This is a genomic window from Cupriavidus sp. 96C5-1, assembly GCF_057798855.1.
In genome coordinates this window covers 127267-146747 of sequence record NZ_JBYOJU010000023.1, presented here as the reverse complement: position 1 = coordinate 146747, position 19481 = coordinate 127267, and the positions used below count along the sequence as shown (strand labels likewise).

Here is a 19481-nt window from a genome sequence, read left to right as displayed (position 1 = left end):
TGAATGGGCAAGCGAGATCGTCATTCAGGGGTCATACAATGAAACCACCGTCATTCGCAGCGGCAATGCCGTTCGTGCCGGTAGCGCCAGCAGTTTATTAGAACCGCCGCGCCCACCACGAATCCGCAATGCAACCAAGCCCGATAAGCCAGCCTCCTGCAAGGATCGCTTTCTTTTGGTTACTTTTCTTTACGAGTAAAGAAAAGTGACACCTACATGTGCCCAAGAGCCCGACACCACTCCGCCTTTAGGCCCTGCAGACCCAAATCAAGTCCCTACAAACTTAAAAATAAAACAACAATTTTAAAAATAAAACAACAATTGCCGATCGCCCTAACCGCGCTTCAGCTGCGAGAGATCCCGCACCGCGCCGCGGTCGGCGGAGGTCGCCAGCGCCGCATAGGCCTGCAAGGCTTGCGACACCACGCGTTGACGATCCACCGGCATCCAGGCCCGGTCGCCGCGTGCCTGCATGGCCTGCCGGCGGCGCGCCAGTTCCTCCTCCGGCACCGCCAGGTGCATCCTGCGGTTGGGGATATCGATCTCGATCGCGTCGCCGTCTTCCACCAGGCCGATGGTGCCGCCTTCGGCCGCTTCCGGCGACGCATGGCCGATCACCAGCCCCGACGAACCACCCGAGAAACGACCGTCGGTAAACAGCGCGCAGGTCTTGCCCAGGCCCTTGGACTTCAGGTAGGACGTGGGATAGAGCATTTCCTGCATGCCGGGACCGCCCTTGGGGCCTTCGTAGCGGATCACCACCACATCGCCCGCCACCACCTGGTCGCCCAGGATAGCCTCGACCGCGTCGTCCTGGCTTTCGAAGACGCGGGCGCGCCCGGCGAAGACCCATTGCGATTCATCCACGCCGGCGGTCTTGACGATGCAGCCCTTCTCGGCCAGGTTGCCGTACAGCACGGCCAGGCCGCCATCCTTGGAGTAGGCGTCTTCCTTGCTGCGGATGCAGCCTGTCTTGCGATCGGTATCCAGCGTCAGGAACGTGGCTTCCTGGCTGAAAGCGACGGTGGTGGGAATGCCGCCGGGCGCTGCGCGGTAGAACCTCCGCGCTTCTTCACCGGCGCCGCCGTTGACGTCCCACTTGGCGATGGCATTGCCCAGGGTGCCGCTGTGCACATTGCCGCAGGACACGTCCAGCAGTTCCGCCCGCGCCAGTTCGCCCAGGATGCCGATGATGCCGCCGGCGCGGTGCACGTCTTCGATATGGTATTTGTCGGTGGCAGGCGCCGCCTTGCACAGGCACGGCACTTTGCGCGAGATGCGGTCGATGTCGGCCATGGTGAAATCCACGCCGGCTTCCTGTGCGGCCGCCAGCAGGTGCAGCACGGTATTGGTCGATCCGCCCATGGCCACGTCCAGCGCCATGGCGTTCTCGAAAGCGCTCTTGCTGGCGATGCTGCGCGGCAGGACGGAAGCGTCTTCTTCCTGGTAGTAGCGGCGGCACAGGTCCACCACCAGACGGCCAGCCTGTTCGAACAGGCCCTTGCGCCAGGCGTGCGTGGCGACAATGGTGCCGTTGCCGGGCAATGCCAGGCCGATGGCCTCGGTCAGGCAATTCATGGAGTTGGCGGTGAACATGCCAGAACAGGAGCCGCAAGTCGGGCAGGCGCTGCGCTCGACTTCCGCCACTTCCGCGTCGCTGACCTTCGGGTCGGCCGCCTTGATCATGGCATCGATCAGGTCGATCTTGGCGATGACCTGGCCGTCCGCCGGCGACTTGACCTTGCCCGCTTCCATCGGGCCGCCGGAGACGAAGACCACCGGGATGTTCAGGCGCATGGCGGCCATCAGCATGCCCGGGGTGATCTTGTCGCAATTGGAGATGCACACCATGGCGTCGGCACAGTGCGCGTTGACCATGTACTCCACCGAGTCCGCGATCAGTTCGCGCGACGGCAGCGAGTACAGCATGCCGCCGTGACCCATGGCGATGCCATCATCGACGGCGATGGTATTGAATTCCTTGGCGACGCCGCCGGCGGCTTCGATCTCCTTGGCCACCAGCGCGCCCAGGTCGCGCAGGTGCACGTGGCCCGGCACGAACTGCGTGAACGAGTTCACCACCGCAATGATGGGCTTGCCGAAGTCATCGTCTTTCATGCCGGTGGCGCGCCACAGGGCGCGGGCGCCGGCCATGTTGCGGCCATGGGTTGTCGTTCTGGAGCGGTATTCTGGCATGTGGGGCCTCTTTGATTACATTTTGCGGCAAGGTTAATGTACTTCGTGGCGATTGTGAAATATATTATTGCCGCGCTATTGAGACGTTGAAAATATAACTGCCGCTCGGCATCACTTGTGCCTCATGAGGAACCTGGCGAAGAAACACTGCAAACCCGCGTTCCATGCGCAGGCCCGCGGCTCAGGCACGCTCCGGACAATCGCCCGCGAGAGTGACCGGCAAGCTACCGGAGCCGATCCCGCTACTTGTACGCGTGCAGGTATGCCAGCAAGTCCTCGATCTGCCGTTCGTCGCTGATTCCCCAAAATCGCATCCTGGTACCCGGCACCACCTTGCTCGGCGACTGGATAAACGCGCTGAGCGTCTTCTGCGACCACACGATCCCCGATTTTTTCATCTCCGGAGAATACTGATAGTCGCTCGTTGCGCCGGCGACCCTGCCAAAGATGGCATTGAGCTGAGGACCAAAGGCACCGCGCGCAGATGGTCCGACGCTGTGGCAGGACGCGCATTTCCTGGCGAATACCGCTCCACCGGCCTGTACGTCTCCAGCCGCGTATGCGGCCGCCTGGACAGTCAATGCCAGGGCCAGCAATGCGATTCTTTTCATTGCGCAGATCCGCTTGTTCGGGGATGAGAAGAGCGCCGTATCTTATACGATACCCGGCCGCGAACGGAATCCGCGCCCGTACCGCGCGTTACGCGCGCGTCCCGGTCCCGTGCCCAGCCCAGACTGCCCGGCCGCAAGGCCGGACAAACCGCCGGTCCTACAGAATCGCAGCGCCGCTGCCGTTAATGGAAGCGGCTTGCCACAACACGGGGAAAGCCGCCGGCAGGCATTCCGGCAAGGATCCGTTGCGCGCCATCCCGGCATCCGATATCGCCAGCCAATCGTTCAGAAGGCGCTCCCGATCCATGAATCCGAACCGGCCAGACCAGACCCAGGCGATTTCCTTCCAGTGGGCACTGGCGCTCACCTTCGTGGCCTGGTTCGTCGAACTGATGCTGACCATGCTGCTGCGCCCGCCCCTGCTGCGCAGCGGCATGCAGCCGATGGCCGCCGCCAGCCTGATCCGCGTGGCCTGCTATGGGCTGGTGTTCAGCATCATGCTGCATGCCGGCGGATCGAGCTACCGCAAACTGTTCCACGAGGGCGCCGCCAGCGTGCCCGCCACGCTCGGCATGCTGGGCCCGCCGATCCTGCTGATGGTGCCGCTGATCCTGTTGCTCGACGGGCTGGCGATGATCGGCCTGGAGGCGTTGCTCCCCTTGTCCGCGGCCGACGCGCGCATGCTGACGGAGATGACGGGCGGCGGCATCGGCATCTGGGTGCTGGTCTGCCTGATCGCGCCGCTTATCGAGGAAATGTTCTTCCGCGGCATCTTGCTGCGCGGCATGCTCAGGCGCTACGGCCCTGCCGATGCCGCCGTGTATTCGGCCTTCGTTTTCGGCGTGGCGCACCTGAACGTCTACCAGTTCGTCATCGCGTTTGCGGTAGGGCTGTTCGCAGCCGAGCTCTATTGCCGCACGCGCTCGCTCTGGCCCGGCATCGTCCTGCATGCGGGCATCAACACGGGGGTCATGATCTCTGCCGCGCTGGAGCCGGAGAACACCGTGCTGGAAGCACCGGTCGGCGTGTGGGCGCTAGCCATTCCATTGGGCCTGGCCGGGGCCTGGATGCTGCGACGGCTGCTGTGGCGGGCGCGCGGCGCCGGCACGACGAAAAGTGACACACCGCCGGATGCGGCTTGAGCGTGGCATCCCTTTACCCAACAGCAAGCCAAGCTCACAGGTCGAGATGCGACGGCCATCAACTCAGTCCGTCACCGCAAGTTCGTAACGGGCGAAGGACAGCGCGCCTTTTTCCAGGTAGCTGTGCAACGCAAAGCCGAAGCGCTCGTAGAGGGTTCGCAGCGCCTGCCTGTCCGCAACGCAATCCAGCCGAAGATGCCCGCGCTCGAGACCTCGCGCACGCTCGCGGGCAAAAGCGAGCAGCGCGGTGGAAACGCCCTTGCCCGCCCACGAACGGCGAACCGCCAGCTTGTGCACGAAAGCGGATGTGCCGGCCTCGATTTCCGGCCAGAAATACGGGTCTTCCAGATCGAACCGCATGACGCCAACAACGTCGCCGCCATCGCGCGCCGCAAAGTAGTTCCCCGCCACGGTATCGCGAAGCACGCGCTCGTGGCTTACATCCGAAGGCGTCCATAGCGGCCTGCCAGTGCCGGCGAGCCACTGGGCTGCCTCTTGCAGGACGGAAGCCACAGCCTGCGCATCGTCTACCCTTGCTTGTTCGATGCGCAATAGCGACGAATGCGCTTTGGCTGTGGAGCGACTGCTTGTGGCCGATGTCGATTCGATGGTGCCCCGATGATTCTCCATATTCTTGCCCGCTCCTGGCGTGTCTGTTCGAGACAGGATACTTGAATGAGCGCGCCTTACCAGCCCCGGCCACTCCTGGCCGGGAAATCGATACCCTCTGCTTCCCATAAACGGATCAGCATCGGCAGCACTTGCAAATCTCGAACTTTTGGGTACAATGCGCCCCTCACCTTGCCCAGGTGGCGAAATTGGTAGACGCACTAGGTTCAGGTCCTAGCGGTGGCAACACTGTGGAGGTTCGAGTCCTCTCCTGGGCACCACTTGCACTTCCGGGGACTTCCAACGAAGTCTTCTGATCCTCGAAAAAGCCCGCCGCTGCGGGCTTTCTTGTTTTCTGGCGCCTGCCGAGTTCCACCCAAAGCCACCTGCAAACGAGTACATTTTTGAATACATTGAAATGTTCGATGTAAGGAGATGTACTTAGATGGCAGTTTGCGGATAGCACGAGCGTTCCGTCTGCGGTGGCCAATCAGGAAGTTAGCCGGGCCCCCGTTCTTGTCCCATCAACGAATGCAGTGCTTTGCCTACCAGGCTGCTCCCATGGAGCCCCGCCCATCAGGATCACGGGTCGATCATGTCCCAGCGATAGAACGCGGGAGGTTCGAAAAGAACTCGCTCATACTCGTAAAGGCTGTGGCCATCCCGCCCGAACACCCAGACGGATTTGCCGTATCGATCGATCGGCACATCGTCAGGCGGCTTCAACCATGTCCATGAGTTCTGCTGGCGGCCATAGAGCAAGAGAATCCAGCCTTGCTTGACCAGTACGTAGTGCTGATTCCAGGCCACTGCAGCAGCGCCCCGCTTGGTTGCTTCAACGAGCGGCAGTTGCTGCCCGAGCGTTATCAGGTCCACACCGACCCGAGCGTCGTCGGCCGCGCTCGGACGGGACTCGCGGGTAACGGCGAGCTCACCGGTCCGCGCATCCTTTACGCCGGTGACGCCAAAGATCACTGTAGTGAACAACGGTATGGCCGTGGGCTTAGCGGAGAGATCGCCGCCCTGCTCCGCAAAGGCTTGCGCCGGCACACGCTGCCTGGCCAGTTTCTTGGTGGCGAAATACTCTGGCGATGTATCGCAGGGACCAATATCTTCGTACCAAGACCACCCCAACCGCCCAACATGCTCCGTCATACAGAAGTGATCCACGCCCTCACTGTACGGAGAGGCCAAGAGTCGCGGAACGTCGGCCCCGATAAAGGGGTTGCTTGGATCCGGAACTCTCGCATAGGTGGTACGTTGGTGGGTACCTCTGTGACCTCTGTAGGCCACAGTGTAGTAGCCGACCAGTAAGCTGCGGCGAGTGACTACCCCGCTTTCCCCACCATTGATCCAGGTCGCCACGTGCACACTCGAGACCGCCGCCGTTACACAGGCAACTGCTCCATATAACCAAATCGCTGCAGCGAAATAGACGCGCCCGCCTTCCTTCGAAGTCTGGCCATCGATATCCTTCTTGAGGATCCAAGCGCCCATCACCACGTAGAGCAAAGCGGGTATTCGACCGATGTTTTTTGTCGTGGATTCGTGCTGAACCACCGTGGGCGGACCACCCGCCATCACAACGAGAACGACCGGCACCAAGAACCAGCTCAGTAGGATCAACAACCACTTGACGGTCTTTCGACTCGGCAGCCCCATGGCCGAGGTGACGCGATCGGGTGTGAGTTCCCCTACCTGCGTGCCACCAGCACTGGGGCTCTGACGGGGCCTGCGGGGCTTGGTCATAACAACTCCTAGCGCGAGCGGGTCGACGAAGGCGCAAGAACGGGGACGGGTTACCTTCCGACATCTTGGCCGAGCGGCAAACCTGACCCCGTTCCGCCGCTTACTCCTGCGCCTTGCCAGCCATGTAACCAGCCAGGGCTTCAAGCCGGCCTTCTTCCCGCATCTTGCGGGCCAGTGCGTCGGCTCGCAAGCTGGCATCCCAGCCGATGGCGAAGCTGAGTTCGTAAAGGCTGTTGTCCCTGTCGACGATGGTCTGGCCCTCGATGGTTTTGAACAACGCCACGGCCACTACCACGTCCTGCTCCACGCCATGGCCCGTCGCATAAGCCTTGGCGAGACCATAGACGCCGTCCATGCCGTCAAGCGCGGTCGCCGAGCGAAACCACTCGACGGCACGCCTTTCATCCCGGTCGACGCACTCCCCGTCGCGATACATATTGCCCAACTGGGCCATGGCGGCGTCTGAGAATTGCCGCGCTTGGCTGGCCTGGTCGGGCGCCACCGCCTTTTGCAGCCACGCCAGGGCTTCTGGGCAGTTTTGCGGCACCCCGCGCCCGCTCCTGAGCATGAGAGCCAGATTGTTCTGCCCCGCCGCGTCGCCTAGCTCGGCGGCCTTGCGGAACCAGAAAACCGCCTGGCTGTCGTCGTGCTCCACCCCCACCCCTCCCATGTAGTGGATGCCCAAGTTGACCTGCGCAGGGGCATGCCCCTGTTCGGCAGCCTTGCGAGACCACTGCGTGGATTCCTTCGGCTCCTTGTTGGAGAGAAGCAGCCCCAGGCGGGTCTGGATAGCGGCATCGCCCTGCGCGGCGGCCTTCCGCATCCAATACGCCGCTTTATCCTCATCGGCGGCCACGCCCACGCCTTCCTCGTATCGAATGCCGATAGCCGCTTGCGCCTTCATATCGCCCGCAGCGGCGGCAGACAGTTCGTGCTTGAACGCGTCGCCGTCGGTGCCGACGATGGCATCGCGCTCCGTGGACGTCTGGCATCCAGCCAATGCCAAGACCAGCCAAAGAAGATAGAAGTGCCGTCGCATCATTATCAAGTTCCTCATCCGGCGTTGTCTCCATGCGTCGCTTAACGTCCGCCGTTCCGCTTTCCGCGGAAGGCAGCATCGGCCGGAGGTGACGGTTTTCATTAAACAGGTGCCAACACACCATAGGTCCATTCACGCGTGCAGCCAGCGGGCCGAAGAACGGGGTGAAGTAGAACGGGGTCAGGTTTACTTCCTACTCGGCCGCCATGTCGGAAGTTAAGCTGACCCCGTTCCTCGCTGTCATGGCATACCCGCCGTGGTCCGTGTGACCGCCTTCGAATACGATTGCTTTCAGTTTTCCTTAAAGTGCGAGATACGGTTGCAACAAGCTCGAGCCCGTCAGGCTTTCTTCGGCAGAAAAGAGATGTCCATCGCGTATTGCTTAGGATTATTGGCATTGATAACAACGCTTACTGTTTCGCGCTGGACATAGAGGGAAGGGTCGAACCAGATCGGATCACTCTGAAACTCGTGGACCATCTGCGTTGCAGGATTCAACCATTGGGCGAACAAGCGCCATGGGTTACGACCATTCACGGCAATGCTCATGTCCAAATCCGCACCGGTCAGTTGCGCCTCGATAAGCGTGCCATGCTGCGCCAGCCACGCAAGCTGCTTGCGTCGCCTCCAGAGCATTGCAAGCATGCTGGCGCCGATCAATGCGAACACTGTGCCGAGCGTGTTCAGGATGAGCGGGCCTGCTCCGCGTTCACCAAAGCTGTCAATAACGGCGCCTTTCGGCTTCGCCGGATCATAGAGCACTGTTACCGCATCACCCTCCGAATAGGCAGGCGGATTTGCGCCCGAAGACCCTGTAATCTGGATGCGGTTGCCATCTCTTGTCGAGAACTCGACAACCGGGACATAGACCCCATCGTCTTTGCGCTTCTGGCTGCCGGAAGACTGGCGCCAGACCAAATCCGAAACCGTTCCCTGCGCACGAAGCGCGTCCGCGGCAAACACCATGTCCGAGCGCCACCACGCAATACCGGAACACAGCAGCATGAGGCCAACCAGCAAAAAGGTGCCACCTAGAATTTTTAGGATCTTCATTACAGATTTTTTCCTATATCGAACCGCCCCGGGGACTCATGAAGGCTGATCGGCGGCATGCGCCGTGTACCCAGTGCGCGGTGGAAGATAGAGCGGAGGGGGCGTTCCCTGCCCCGCCGCCCGCACGCGACGGACTTGCTACACGGGCGAGGCCAAGACTCAACGCTTCGCCGGCATTCATCCCGCTCATCGAACATCGCGGCAAAAGAAAACCTCATCTCGCTTTCGCCGCGTCGCCGCCGTTCTTCACTCACGGGTGCCGCCTGTTATGCAACCGTATACGACCGGGGGAGCGTCCGGTTCAGGACCCACCTCACCACCCATAGTGCGGCTGCAGGTTGCCTCTTCGACGAATCGCTTACCATCAAATCGCATGTCGGCAATATTTTGTCTGTCAGGGGTAGGTCGCCTTCGGCGCCGACGATGGCATCGCCCCGCGTGAATGCCTGGCATCCAGCCAATACCAAGACCAGCCAAAGAAGATAGGAGTGCCATCGCACTTTTACCAAGTTCCACATGGCGGCCCTCGCCTACGGCGTGGCGACGGCGTGCTGCTTCAGCAGCGGCTCGGCTTCGACCAGGCGCTGCCGCGGCGCCCACTCGGTGCGGCCCAGCACCGCCCCGGCCGGCTGGTCCGCTGCAAACGCCTCGTCCGGGTACGTCAGCCGCAGTTCCATATATCTCTGAATATGCGTTTCCAAGCGGAAGCCAAGATCGAGAGCGGATTGTTGGATGACGCGCAATCGCGCCATGAGCACCTCGTCCGGCTCACCGCGAAGCGCTGGCAGCGTCTCCCGAAGATCGTGCGCGGTCAGCCGGAGAAAAGCTTCTCCGGCCGCTGCATCGAGCGCCTCGGTTTCCTGCTCACTCAGATGGAAGGCGCCGTCGCCAGGTAGCGTGGCTTCGACCGGACGCACGTTGAAAGCCTCTCGCCAATCCCGCCCAGGAGCATGCGCGCCGATCGGCCAGATAACGCGATGGATGGGCCCCAGCATCTGATGCCATCGATCCTCCGACAAGCCCGAACTGAACAACTCCAGTTCGCGTGCCGACCCGAACTCGAAGCAGGCCAACTGACCGTCGGCCAGGGTCATATGCCGGAGCTTTCGAAGATGCGCCGCCACGGCCTCTTGATCGTAGACGCTCGTCAGCAGTACATACGCATTCTCGGTACCCTCTTGTCGCAAGCGCTCTACGAGCGGCGCGTCCGCCTTGGTCAGTGCGGCACGGTTCCAACCGATCAGTGAATAGGCACACGAGCCCGCAGGCCACACCATGGATGCGCTGTCCAGCGATATCCCTAGATTCTCGGCTTGATCGGCATCCAACCACAGGTAAGCCTGGCCGTCGACGGAGAGCGCACGATAAGCAGGCGCCGGCGCCCGCTTGGGTCCTCGTGACTCGGCAGTGTTTTGCACCGTTGTCACCGAGTTCGCACGATCTCCTGGCGCAGTGGCGCAACCGCCTGCCAAAGCGGCTATCACCATGATGCAAGCGGCTTGCCGCCAAGCCTTAACCATGCCGATCGCAATGGGAATCCTGGCCCCAGTCCACGATCTACTGCTCCCCACTGTCACGGATTCCTCTCTCGTTCGTTTTAGGTGTCACCGCACTGAGATGCGTGTGCCCTCAAGCGCCCTGCGTTTCCAGACTGTTCGTTGTCGGAGGCCGGTTGCATAGGAGCGCACGCTTCACGATCCAAAATCAGGCAAGCATGCTAATCGCTACACACCGTCTGGGTCTATGAGATAAATCTGAAAGTGTCATCGAATTTTCTTCTCTTTCCCTGTCCAACTCATCCGCCATTGGACAGTGCTGGGCGATCCCGATGACTACGCACGTGATCCAACGGCGGACCATCATTCGGCAGATGCACCACTCAGATGTCTCGCCAGCCGCACCAGGGCCGTGGCTTGTATCAGCAAGCTGAACACCACCACCAGCTAAGTTACGCCGACCAGCATTTCGCGGCCGTGGAAGTCCGGCAGGGACAGCACGATGATCCCCAGTCCGATCAGGCCAAACAGTACCAGGTTGAGCAACTCGTCCAGCAGGCCCCAGAAGTTGAACAGATGCTCCCGCGTCTTCCCGGACATCGTGGACGTCGAAAGGCCGTGGCCGTTTTCAGAATGATCTTTCGGATTCGTCTCATAGTCAGACTGGCGGGGCGAGACTATAGTGGGAGGTTTCGTTTGCAGGGACGTGCGCTTTGAAGCCGCTTATTTCACCATCTATGATTTCACCGCCTATGCAAAGGATGGCGAGGTCGTCGGTATGCGTGGACTTCGAGGCCTTCATGGAAGGAACGTTATCAATGGGCAATGCGATGCGCTTGCAAGTTGTTGGAGGGTGCGGCGTAGAGGGCTTTTGCGAACCGCAAGAGCATGCGTCACGCGTACATGGGGTCGATATGCCGGCGTCTTGCTTCCCTGGTGACCGATGTCCGTTGTGACGCAGTGGACTCCGCGATGAAAAGCATCCTCCGGCTATGGCTGGCAGCAGGCAGTCTGTTGGCACTGGCATCGGCTCCCAGCGCAGCAGCCGACGAGACGGATTGGCTCTACTTTCCGATGTACCCGAGGGACACGGCACACGCAGTGGATCTGCCCTGACCGGTAAATGGCCTGTCGCAGGTTTGTTTTGAATTTCTCCGGACACCTCGGTGTATGACTTCATCGCGATCCTCATGGTTGGCTCTCCCGAGTGCCCGCCGGCACAAGCTGACGGGATGGCGCGCTTCGATAGCGCTGTTCTGGCTGGCGCTGGCCAGCGGCCCGGCGCGGGCGGAGCCTGGCGAGGAGCCATTGAGCGATCGCTCGGCCATCGAATACTTGTGCGACGTGCATGAGAACATGGCGTGCTTCAAGATCGGTGGCGCCTGGGGCTTCATGGACAAGTTCGGCAAGTTGGCCGGAGAGCCGCGTTTTGCCAATGCGGGTGACTTTTCGGAAGGCTTGGCGGCTGTCGAGTTGGGGGAGCGTTGGGGCTTTGTCGACAAGACCAGTGAGCTGGTGATTCCTCCCAGCTTCGACTATGTCAATGGTTTCGCCACCGGCCTGGCCGCCGCCAAGGAGGAGGAGGACGGCAGTTGGGGCTACATCGACCGCCATGGCCAATGGGTAATCGCTCCGGCCTACGAGCAAGCCGGGCCCTTTCAGGGTGAGACGGCCATGGTCAGCGAGCGTGGACAGGGCTATCTGCTGATCGATCGGCGCGGACAGGTGGTCAAGCGTTTCGAGGCCGGCCTGGAGATCGACGTGGCCCCGGACGCCTGGGGGCTCTACCACGCCAGGCGCCAAGGCGCGCGCTGGCTCTGGCATCGCGATGACGGGCTGTTCCCGGCGCCCGAGGCCATGAAGTCCTTGTACGATGCAGGCGAAGGCCTCCTTTCTACGGTACTGCGTGGGCAGAACGGCCGCGATGCGCTCTGGGGAACGATGGACATCCAGGGGCGCTGGACGGTGCCCGCGCGCTTCGCATCGATCGGGCTATTTCAAGAGGGCCTGGCCATCGCACAGACGGCCGAACCGGCGGGCGGGGATGCCGAGGGCGACAGCCTGTCCGGACGTAGCGTTGGGCTGATTGACCGGCAGGGCCGGTTCGTACTCCCCCCGAAGTACGAGCGGATAACGCGGCAGGCCTGGGGCGGCTACCAGGCCACCTATGCGGGAAAGGCTGGCAGCGACATCATTGGCCGAGACGGACGAGTATTGTTGCCCGCGGCCACTTGCCCAAGCTTGCGCGAGGTGTCGGTCGCATTGTCGGTAGAGACGGCGCAATGGAGTGTCGTGGCGGGTTGCGAGCGGAGCTGGGCATTCCATGCCCGGACGGGCATGGTTCGCAGCCGTATCTCCGCACCCGGTGCCTATGCCTCCGGCACCCATCTCATGCTGATCGGGCGGGCCACCGAGGGTACGCAAGTGCGGCTGCAATTCGACATCTTCGACACGACGGGCCGCCGGGTGGTGTCAAGCGAAGACCGTGCATTGCAAGGCGATCAGGCGCTGATGGTAGGGGATACGGTGAGCCTCGTGCCTTCCGGCGAGGCCGCCACGGAGCGCAGTCGCCTGGATCTGCTGCCTCTGGCCGTGGTAGTACGGTGGGGCATAGGGAGGGAAAAGACGCAGATCATCACCCGGGACGGCCAACTCGTTTTCAATCCCGAATGGGGCTACGGCGAAATGAGCCACTTTGTCTCCAGCTACCCCGGCGGCCCTGGCGGCAAGCCGCTCGAGGGACCGTTGGTGATGTCCACCCGCGAACCGCCCGATGAGCCGTTTGTGATGTCCTTCTCGGGTGACGACCCCTCCGCGCGTCGCCGTTGGGGCGCCATCGACGGGCGCGGCCAGTGGGTCGTCCAGCCACAGTACTACGACTACTTGAACCCTTTTCAGGATGGCGCCGCGCTTGCCTCGAACGGCATGCACCCGATGGTGGTGGAACGCGATGGCAAGAGCCACGTGTTGCCCAGGGATGTGCAGCGAATCACGCGCGTGAGCCAGGGTGCTTTCATTGGTTCGCCCGGCAATCCCGACGACCCGCTTGTTCGCCTGGATCTGGCGACCGGGCAAATAACCCGGATCACCTTCCCCGGCAAGGTGGATCTCAAGGATTTCCACGAAGGCCTGGTCAGCGCCAGTGACCCGGACGGCTTGCGTTGGGGTCTGCTGGACGACAAGGGCGAGTGGGCCGTGCCGCCGCGTTTCGACAGCCGCCTCGATCCGGTCCTGGACGCGAACGGCCGTCTGGTCGGTTGGCGAAGCGCAGTCAGGTTCCACGACGGCGACATCTCTGGCCGTCTGTTCGGCTGGCTGGACGCGAAAGGCCGGGAGCTGCTGGTACCCGGCTACAGCGACATTGAGTACGATGCCAAGCACGGCATGTTGCAGTTGACCATGGATGAAAAGTTCAAGGGGCTGATGGCGCCGGATGGCCAGGTGCTGCTTGCAGTGCAGTACGAAGACATTGAGCAGTTGGGAAAGATCTTCGTGGAACAGTTAGTAAATATCTTCGTGGTGAAAGAGCCCGCGCAGTACGGCCTGCTCAATGTCCGGGGAGAGTGGTCGGCGCCGCTGGCGCCGCTGGTGCGGCCACGGAGGCGTGACCTGCCCTATGAGCAGACGCGTTCCGGTGCGGAGCGTGTGCTGATCGACCTCCAGGGGCGGCGCTCCACGGCGAGTGCGCCGCTGCCGCTTGCCATCGCGCACGGCGATCCGTCGCAATGGTGGTGGTCAAGCACCGAGTACACGCGCTCGGAGGGCGTAGTCACCGTGTTCTACGGCTTCGACTTCAAGGAACGCGTGCGCCTTCCCGGGCGGTTGCCTTCGACCAGCGGTTTCTCCGAGGACATCATCGCTTTCACGCCCAGCCGTGCTCGGGGGAAGAACGCTGTCGCCCTGGCTGACCGGTCTGGCAAGGTGCTGGGCCAATATCCCTACCAGGAAATTGGGCGCATGAGCGAAGGCTATGCCGCGTTCAGCCAGGTGTCCGCTCGCCATCCGGCGCAACGGCGCAAACGCACGGCTCCGGAAAACGATGCAGAAGACCCGCCCACCCGGACGGGCTTTCTGAACCGTCAGGGCAAAGTCGCCATTCCGCCGGTATTCGAGTGGGCGCGACCCTTCGCCCCCGGGGCCGGGCCGTCGTGGCGGTCAAGGACAACATCGGCATGATCGACACGAGCGGCAAGCTGCTGGTGCACAGCGCCTGGCTATGCGGGCGCGAACCGGTGATTCTCGATGCCAACGGCCGGGTGCAGTGGCCCGCCGAAGCGGCGAAGCAAAGGAAGTGCAATTAGCACATTGTTGACGGTACAGAGGAACATGCTGGACGTCGCTTTCCCGCCCAGCAACGTCCGGTCCGCAAGATGTTTGGCTCATTGCACTCGATTTTGGTGTTGTTATCTGCTTCTGCCCTTTTCTTGCGTTGAATCTGCACCGTCCAAAGAGAATGACGCATGTCTATTTCAATCGACACACCCAACGTATCTATGCCAAGGAAGGGATGTTCATTATCACGACTACCAGAAGCATCACCGCTTCGTGCGCGAACGCGACGAGGTGCTGCGTATCAACGAGATCTGGCGCGACACTCGCGAGAAGGGGCTGCAAGGAACGCTGCTTGCCGCCGAATGCCTTTGTCGCAATCGGGCCCGGGCGATGTATCCTGTGGAAGAAACCCGGCTCCAGGAAGCCAGCGAAACGTTGGTGCCAAACATTGCATTGACCGACGAACCCGATGCCCCGGCTTCTGCCTCAGAATCCGGCTCGCAGTGAACCAGACCGATCTTGAAACAATAGCCCCATGTTCTTCTTCCTTTACACCCTTGTCGTTGCGGGCATCGCCGGGCTGTTGATCATGGGGAGCGCCTTGATCTTCGAAGCGGGTCTGCCCAGGACCCGCCGCAAGCACTTGCTGTGGGCTACCGCCATCACGGTGCTGCTGGCGCTTGTGATCCTCGCGCCCGCCGATATGCGGTCATTGTGGCTCGCTTGGGCCGGCCTCTTTTTCATTGGGGCATGCTGTGGCGTGCTAGCCTCGGTGGTGCTCGTCGGCTTGCCTGCTTTGGCTTACGCCGCATCGCGCAACTTGGGCACCGCGATCCGGGTGGTTTTCGGTCTGCTCGCCCTGGCGCTGGCCATCCCGCTCTTGATGTTCTTCATGGTGGAACTGCCCGAACTACTGATTTCGGCCCTCGGCGTGGACGGTGGGGAATTCTGGCGCCACGCCTACTTTTTCCGCTCCGGCGGCAGCTACAACATCCCTCTCCTGACCACCGCAGGCGTCTTCATCGGCGCTGCATTTGGCCCAGTATTGGCAGCGTTCGCCGTCGCCTACCGGGAGCGCCGCCATCCCAGGAGCGGGAATGCCCCCGTCTGGCGGCGACTGACGGCCGAGGAACACGACGCGCTGAGCCAGCTCGAAACCCCGGCCCGCAGCGGCGTCACCTATCGACTGGATCTCGAAACAGGGCTGCCAACGCACTGGAAAACCGACGATGACCCAATCTGGCGGCGGCTCACGCCCAAGGAACAAGACGCTGCGCGTCGCTGCCTGCCAGAGCTTCCATCGTCGCTCGCGATGCCACGAGCGAAAGCCAGGAAACGCACAAAGCGCCGACCGCCCCAATAGGGATTCAGGGCTGGGCAGCCCTGCACATGGCGAGCTTGAGTTGTAGTTATCGTCTGTGCATCAGACCGTATTGAGACATTTCTTCGGTATTGGAAGAATGAAGACATTTCTTAGGCATTTTCAGACGTGTCTTATGGACGGCCGCGTCCCCGCAGGCCACACTTGCACGATTCCGGCTGGGTGCTGAGGAACGCTTCAGACATCAAAGATGCGGGACAGATTGCCGGCACAGGCAGACTGCATGGTGAGACGCGTGCATTTTTACCGACGCCGCACGTCGAACCGCCCCGCCCGCCATAACTGGCTTGCCGCCGGCTCCTGATGGGCCACCACGCTAAAAGTGAACCCGATCCCGGTCTTTACGGGCCCCGTTCTTCGAACAAAAAAACCATCGCTTGCACACCTGGACCATGAGCCTTACCCGCGATAAGACCACGACGCCAGTCCCGGCTGAGACAATGTCAGCCAACGTCGTCATCCGAACCCGTTGGCACCAGGCGGCCGTGTTCGCCGGCCCACTTTCGCCCTTGGTTCTGTTTCTGGCGATACCCGTCACGAGCACGGGAGGCTTGCTCATGGTGCTGGGCCTGGCGGTGCTTTGCTGCGCCCTGCCGCTGATCCTGGCCTTCAAGACCTATCCGCCCCTTCGAGAAGTCGCGCGCATCGAGGGCAATCAGCTCACCTTCCAGCACTACGGAAGCATCCCCTTCAGCAGTATCACGGGCTACAACCTGGATGACTACATCAAACTGGAACGGCAGGGACGCTGGACGTTGTTGCTACAAGGAGACCGCAAGACCCCCGGGTACGGGGCCTTCTACACCAGCTTCGCCGCGGCCATGGCGGACTGGCGTGCGCGCCATCCAGGGCAGGTTCCCCTGCAAAGCTATTTTTATGGCTCATGGAAAGCCAGAACGCTCGGCATCGCGATACTGGTTGGATGTCTGGTCATGGCGCTTGCCATACTGACCTTCGGGGTTGCCCGTGAAAAGCTGTACTTTCTCCCGATCTTCGCGATCTTTGCTTGCCGCCTGATCTTCAGCCGCCGCCATCCTTAAGCGCCTGACCAGTTGCCCTGGATGGCGCTTATTCTGGTTTATCGCAGGAAACCGTGGAGGGTTCCAAGAATAGAGAACGAGGCCAGATTTGCTTCGATGCGATGGCCGATGAGAGGATGAACCAGCGAGAACGAGTTCAGGAAGCGAATCTGACTCCGTTCTGGTCACAGAGAGAAAATGGCCGTGCGACCTTCCCCTGCAACGGACTCGAAAAAAAGCAAAGCGACGTCTCCATCCGTCGAGCCATTGAACTGGAAGATGCTCTATCAGATACCGGTGGCGCTGTTGGTGGTACTTGCGCTAGTCGGGCCTGGGCTGATTGTCGGCTACCTGCCGATGATCGCCAGCGAGACCCTGGGCGCTCAGTTGGATAGGCCGATGCGCTACGCCCCGTACTCGACCTGGCTCTGGCGAGGTTTGCTGCTGCTGTGCATGACGCACGTGGCGTATGCCGTCTACCGGCTGGCGAGTTGGCTGGGCAGGAAGACATCGCCGGCGCTTTTCCCTGTAGAGATTCTGGTGCCGATATCGCTCTTCGCCTGTTGCGTCGGCTTTCTCAGTGACCAACACGTCATCCTGAACGCGGTCAATGTCCATGCGGGATTCCGTATAGAAAAGAGTGCGACGCTACTCGAATCGAGTGTGTCGTGTACCACAACATCGGGCAGGAGTGGCCGCAGGAGCACGACCTGTGATCGACGGACCAGGTTCATCGGCCCGGAAGGAAAACTCTACGTTCGCGGCCCTGCAGATGACCGCGCCATTGAAGCGTCGCGTCCGGGAGATCGGCTTCAGTTGACCATCTGCCAGAGCATCTTCGGCACGTCGCTCATGGCGGTCGACCGCATCGACCCCTGGGGCCGGAAGCCGTCATCGCTCGATCGAAGTGTCGAGGCGGACTCGGCATCGCCGGCAGCGCTGACGTGCAAACAGCGGAAGCCACCACCTTCGCCGTCCGTCATGGATGCGCTATCTGTCTCTCCGCACAACGCTACGCCCTGACTCCCCATGCATGATCATGCCATCCTCAGACATGGAAGCGGTCGGCTTGTCGCCGTTAAAGCGGGCTGGAGTTGGCCCGCCTTCCGGTACGGGCCGTTCTGGGCGCTATGGCAGCGCCAATGGCGTGCCGTCGGCTACTGCGCGGCCGTGATGCTGGGCTGTGCCTTGCTCGAGTTGTGCGGCGGCTGGCTCGCTGACCGCGTGAATTTATGGTTCAGCACCGTTGCATTCGTGATGGCCATCGCACTTGGCCTCACCGGCAATCGCATGCAGCACGCTAGCTACATGCGCCGGGGCTATAGGCAGGTGGCCCGCCTATTTGCGGAGTCAGAGGAAGAAGCGTTGAGCGCGTATCGACAGGCGCACCAGGCCAAGAAGCAAAAGCGCGCCAATCGACGGCGCGCGCGGGCAGAACCTGCAGAGGGATCCACACATGCCTCGCCTTGAACGCCGTCGTGAGTCCCGCCCCCCTGCGCCAGACCATCGATACCTGAAGCATCCCATCATCATCCGTGAATGGCGCCTGTTCTTCTGGTTCTACGTCCTGGTGGGGGCGCCGATCGCGATCGCGACCGCGGTGTTCATCGTCGTCGACGAGGCTAGCCGCCCGCAGCCTGGGTGGGGTTCCTTTCTGGCGCTCATGTTGTTTCTTCTGGTCCCCTTTTCGGCGTGCGCGCTGCTCCCCGCCCTTCGCAGGCAGCGACGGATCCTGCTGGAGGTGAGACCGGAAGGGATATGGTCGCCGCAAACGGGCGCCGTGCCATGGGAACGGGTCAGATTCCTGGGCTTCCGGGAGTACTGGCGAAACGCGAGGCATTGGTCCACTTTGCTGGAGGTGTTCGTTTCAAGCGAGTTGATGCCCGACGTGATCTTCGATCTCGATGACACCAACATCTACTGGATAGGCAGGTTGAGGCGCCGGCTTCAACGCGTGACCCAGGTCAAGGTCCACAAACTCTCTACCCGTGGTTATCGGAGCCTTGATGCGCCATGGAAGGCAAACGGAAATACGCACGCGATTGCGGCCGCGTCAAAGGTCAAGGTCAAGGCGAAGGCCCATGATCAGAGAAAGCGGACGTCAGGCCATAAAAGGGCGGCGCTCGACGAAGCGCGGCTGGGCGCCGGCTCGTCGACACGCAAGGCGATGGACTATCGCACGCCAGCCGCTGCCGGGAAGCAAAGGCGGACGCGAGGACGGGGCCGGCGTACGTGACCGCGTGTGGCATACCTTGGTCAGCGGCATGTCCTTCACCCGCGAGGGCTACGACTTCCGCTACGCGCCACCGCACTCGCCGCAGGAGGCTCGAACATTGTCATTTGGCCGGTTGGGTGACTGGAACAATGACTATCGTGTGAAATGCTTCCGCGAGCATACCGGTCTCCTGGGCCTGACGTGGGCAAGCGACCTGCGGGATTGCCCCGAAGGGACGCGAGACGATGTATTTACCTCGCTGCGCCTGGCGCGTGTCGGTCCGCAGGAGCTAGACGATTTGACGCCCCATTGGTCGTTGCTGCGGAATGTTTCGAATCCCAGCACGTGGGGCACGGCCCAGGGACGTATCGCGCACGACACCACTGATGGGATGCTCTCGACGGACAGTGTCGCGTTCGCAGAGAATAGCCGTTTCGCGGCATTCGACGGACTTCGTACCGTTTGGATCGTCCATAAGAACAACCGGGCGGTTAGTTACATTCCAACGTCCTATAAGCCTTGCATTGGTGAGTTCTGCAAGTTGCAGGGTGTCATTGATGAGGGGGACACCTTGTATATCTGCGCGACGCGTAGAGAAAACCGTCCTTACGATTGCCAGGACACGCGCTTGTCTTCGTAGGACACGCCATGTCGCACTCGCCGGGAGGGTCACGTCAACGCGAAGCAGGAGCGGCGTCG

The 19481-nt window shown here is 61.6% G+C and carries 19 protein-coding genes and 1 tRNA gene; 12 read left to right on the top strand and 8 right to left on the bottom strand.

All coding sequences use genetic code 11. The annotated features are described in order from the left end of the window. On the top strand, positions 1 to 199 hold a 199-nt coding region (locus AC3FOF_RS23835; RefSeq protein WP_488727960.1), incomplete at its 5' end, for a hypothetical protein. 134 nt (positions 200 to 333) lie between these two features. Here AC3FOF_RS23835 and ilvD read toward each other — a convergent pair. Together ilvD and AC3FOF_RS23825 are read right to left on the bottom strand one after the other, a co-directional pair. Next, the gene (gene ilvD, locus AC3FOF_RS23830) at positions 334 to 2196 is read right to left on the bottom strand and encodes a dihydroxy-acid dehydratase (RefSeq protein WP_488727959.1); all 1863 of its coding nucleotides are present in this window, start codon (positions 2194 to 2196) and stop codon (positions 334 to 336) included. 242 nt (positions 2197 to 2438) lie between these two features. Continuing rightward, positions 2439 to 2807, bottom strand: a complete 369-nt coding sequence (locus AC3FOF_RS23825; protein WP_488727958.1) for a c-type cytochrome — start codon at positions 2805 to 2807, stop codon at positions 2439 to 2441. 305 nt (positions 2808 to 3112) lie between these two features. Between AC3FOF_RS23825 and AC3FOF_RS23820 the strand changes: the two genes are divergently transcribed. Then, positions 3113 to 3949, top strand: coding sequence for a CPBP family intramembrane glutamic endopeptidase (locus AC3FOF_RS23820; protein ID WP_017226588.1), 837 nt, complete (start codon positions 3113 to 3115; stop codon positions 3947 to 3949). Positions 3950 to 4012: 63 nt separating this feature from the next. Here AC3FOF_RS23820 and AC3FOF_RS23815 read toward each other — a convergent pair whose 3' ends face one another. Further along, entirely contained in the window at positions 4013 to 4579 is a 567-nt protein-coding gene (locus AC3FOF_RS23815; protein ID WP_488727957.1) for a GNAT family N-acetyltransferase, read from the bottom strand. Positions 4580 to 4752: 173 nt separating this feature from the next. Here AC3FOF_RS23815 and AC3FOF_RS23810 point away from each other — a divergent pair. Next, positions 4753 to 4839, top strand: a tRNA-Leu gene (locus AC3FOF_RS23810). A 301-nt stretch (positions 4840 to 5140) separates the two neighbouring features. Here the strand turns inward: AC3FOF_RS23810 and AC3FOF_RS23805 are convergent. The 5 genes from AC3FOF_RS23805 to AC3FOF_RS23785 form a co-directional block, all read right to left on the bottom strand. Continuing rightward, complete coding sequence (locus tag AC3FOF_RS23805; protein WP_488727956.1) at positions 5141 to 6307, bottom strand: hypothetical protein; 1167 nt, start codon at positions 6305 to 6307, stop codon at positions 5141 to 5143. Between the two features lie 100 nt (positions 6308 to 6407). Further along, positions 6408 to 7349, bottom strand: a complete 942-nt coding sequence (locus tag AC3FOF_RS23800) for a tetratricopeptide repeat protein (protein ID WP_488727955.1) — start codon at positions 7347 to 7349, stop codon at positions 6408 to 6410. 336 nt (positions 7350 to 7685) lie between these two features. Then, a complete protein-coding gene (locus tag AC3FOF_RS23795) occupies positions 7686 to 8399 on the bottom strand; it encodes a DUF3592 domain-containing protein (protein WP_488727954.1) in 714 nt (237 codons plus the stop codon). 530 nt (positions 8400 to 8929) lie between these two features. Next, on the bottom strand, positions 8930 to 9826 hold the full coding sequence (locus tag AC3FOF_RS23790) for a DUF4123 domain-containing protein (protein ID WP_488727953.1): 897 nt from the start codon (positions 9824 to 9826) through the stop codon (positions 8930 to 8932). A 516-nt stretch (positions 9827 to 10342) separates the two neighbouring features. Next, positions 10343 to 10495: a hypothetical protein gene (locus tag AC3FOF_RS23785; protein ID WP_276269136.1), complete on the bottom strand. Its 153-nt coding sequence runs from the start codon at positions 10493 to 10495 to the stop codon at positions 10343 to 10345. A 570-nt stretch (positions 10496 to 11065) separates the two neighbouring features. Here AC3FOF_RS23785 and AC3FOF_RS23780 point away from each other — a divergent pair. From AC3FOF_RS23780 to AC3FOF_RS23740, 9 genes are all read left to right on the top strand, one after another. Further along, entirely contained in the window at positions 11066 to 14071 is a 3006-nt protein-coding gene (locus AC3FOF_RS23780; RefSeq protein ID WP_488727952.1) for a WG repeat-containing protein, read from the top strand. Further along, the gene (locus tag AC3FOF_RS23775) at positions 14068 to 14196 is read left to right on the top strand and encodes a hypothetical protein (RefSeq protein WP_488727951.1); all 129 of its coding nucleotides are present in this window, start codon (positions 14068 to 14070) and stop codon (positions 14194 to 14196) included. The genes AC3FOF_RS23780 and AC3FOF_RS23775 overlap by 4 nt, the downstream gene beginning before the upstream one ends. 244 nt (positions 14197 to 14440) lie before the next feature. Continuing rightward, a complete protein-coding gene (locus AC3FOF_RS23770) occupies positions 14441 to 14674 on the top strand; it encodes a hypothetical protein (RefSeq protein WP_488727950.1) in 234 nt (77 codons plus the stop codon). A gap of 28 nt (positions 14675 to 14702) precedes the next feature. After that, positions 14703 to 15530 carry a hypothetical protein gene (locus AC3FOF_RS23765; protein ID WP_488727949.1) on the top strand — a complete coding sequence of 276 codons (828 nt, stop codon included), beginning with the start codon at positions 14703 to 14705 and terminating at the stop codon, positions 15528 to 15530. A gap of 458 nt (positions 15531 to 15988) precedes the next feature. Continuing rightward, entirely contained in the window at positions 15989 to 16588 is a 600-nt protein-coding gene (locus AC3FOF_RS23760) for a hypothetical protein (protein ID WP_488727948.1), read from the top strand. Between the two features lie 258 nt (positions 16589 to 16846). Continuing rightward, the gene (locus AC3FOF_RS23755) at positions 16847 to 17590 is read left to right on the top strand and encodes a hypothetical protein (RefSeq protein ID WP_488727947.1); all 744 of its coding nucleotides are present in this window, start codon (positions 16847 to 16849) and stop codon (positions 17588 to 17590) included. A 6-nt stretch (positions 17591 to 17596) separates the two neighbouring features. Beyond that, positions 17597 to 18037: a DUF2628 domain-containing protein gene (locus AC3FOF_RS23750; protein ID WP_276269142.1), complete on the top strand. Its 441-nt coding sequence runs from the start codon at positions 17597 to 17599 to the stop codon at positions 18035 to 18037. Continuing rightward, positions 18024 to 18803, top strand: coding sequence for a hypothetical protein (locus AC3FOF_RS23745; RefSeq protein ID WP_488727946.1), 780 nt, complete (start codon positions 18024 to 18026; stop codon positions 18801 to 18803). Before AC3FOF_RS23750 ends, AC3FOF_RS23745 begins: the two co-directional genes overlap by 14 nt. A 28-nt stretch (positions 18804 to 18831) precedes the next feature. Continuing rightward, on the top strand, positions 18832 to 19422 hold the full coding sequence (locus AC3FOF_RS23740) for a hypothetical protein (protein ID WP_488727945.1): 591 nt from the start codon (positions 18832 to 18834) through the stop codon (positions 19420 to 19422). The last annotated feature ends 59 nt before the right edge of the window (positions 19423 to 19481 follow it).

Coding starts and splice junctions, on each gene's coding strand:
- AC3FOF_RS23740 (WP_488727945.1), top strand. CDS start 18,832: ATGTCCTTCACCCGCGAGGGCTACGACTTCCGCTACGCGCCACCGCAC.
- AC3FOF_RS23805 (WP_488727956.1), bottom strand. CDS start 6,307: ATGACCAAGCCCCGCAGGCCCCGTCAGAGCCCCAGTGCTGGTGGCACG.
- AC3FOF_RS23750 (WP_276269142.1), top strand. CDS start 17,597: ATGCATGATCATGCCATCCTCAGACATGGAAGCGGTCGGCTTGTCGCC.
- AC3FOF_RS23760 (WP_488727948.1), top strand. CDS start 15,989: ATGTCAGCCAACGTCGTCATCCGAACCCGTTGGCACCAGGCGGCCGTG.
- AC3FOF_RS23765 (WP_488727949.1), top strand. CDS start 14,703: ATGTTCTTCTTCCTTTACACCCTTGTCGTTGCGGGCATCGCCGGGCTG.
- AC3FOF_RS23755 (WP_488727947.1), top strand. CDS start 16,847: ATGCTCTATCAGATACCGGTGGCGCTGTTGGTGGTACTTGCGCTAGTC.
- AC3FOF_RS23745 (WP_488727946.1), top strand. CDS start 18,024: ATGCCTCGCCTTGAACGCCGTCGTGAGTCCCGCCCCCCTGCGCCAGAC.
- AC3FOF_RS23800 (WP_488727955.1), bottom strand. CDS start 7,349: ATGATGCGACGGCACTTCTATCTTCTTTGGCTGGTCTTGGCATTGGCT.
- AC3FOF_RS23795 (WP_488727954.1), bottom strand. CDS start 8,399: ATGAAGATCCTAAAAATTCTAGGTGGCACCTTTTTGCTGGTTGGCCTC.
- AC3FOF_RS23780 (WP_488727952.1), top strand. CDS start 11,066: ATGACTTCATCGCGATCCTCATGGTTGGCTCTCCCGAGTGCCCGCCGG.
- AC3FOF_RS23775 (WP_488727951.1), top strand. CDS start 14,068: ATGATCGACACGAGCGGCAAGCTGCTGGTGCACAGCGCCTGGCTATGC.
- AC3FOF_RS23825 (WP_488727958.1), bottom strand. CDS start 2,807: ATGAAAAGAATCGCATTGCTGGCCCTGGCATTGACTGTCCAGGCGGCC.
- AC3FOF_RS23820 (WP_017226588.1), top strand. CDS start 3,113: ATGAATCCGAACCGGCCAGACCAGACCCAGGCGATTTCCTTCCAGTGG.
- ilvD (WP_488727959.1), bottom strand. CDS start 2,196: ATGCCAGAATACCGCTCCAGAACGACAACCCATGGCCGCAACATGGCC.
- AC3FOF_RS23815 (WP_488727957.1), bottom strand. CDS start 4,579: ATGGAGAATCATCGGGGCACCATCGAATCGACATCGGCCACAAGCAGT.
- AC3FOF_RS23785 (WP_276269136.1), bottom strand. CDS start 10,495: ATGTCCGGGAAGACGCGGGAGCATCTGTTCAACTTCTGGGGCCTGCTG.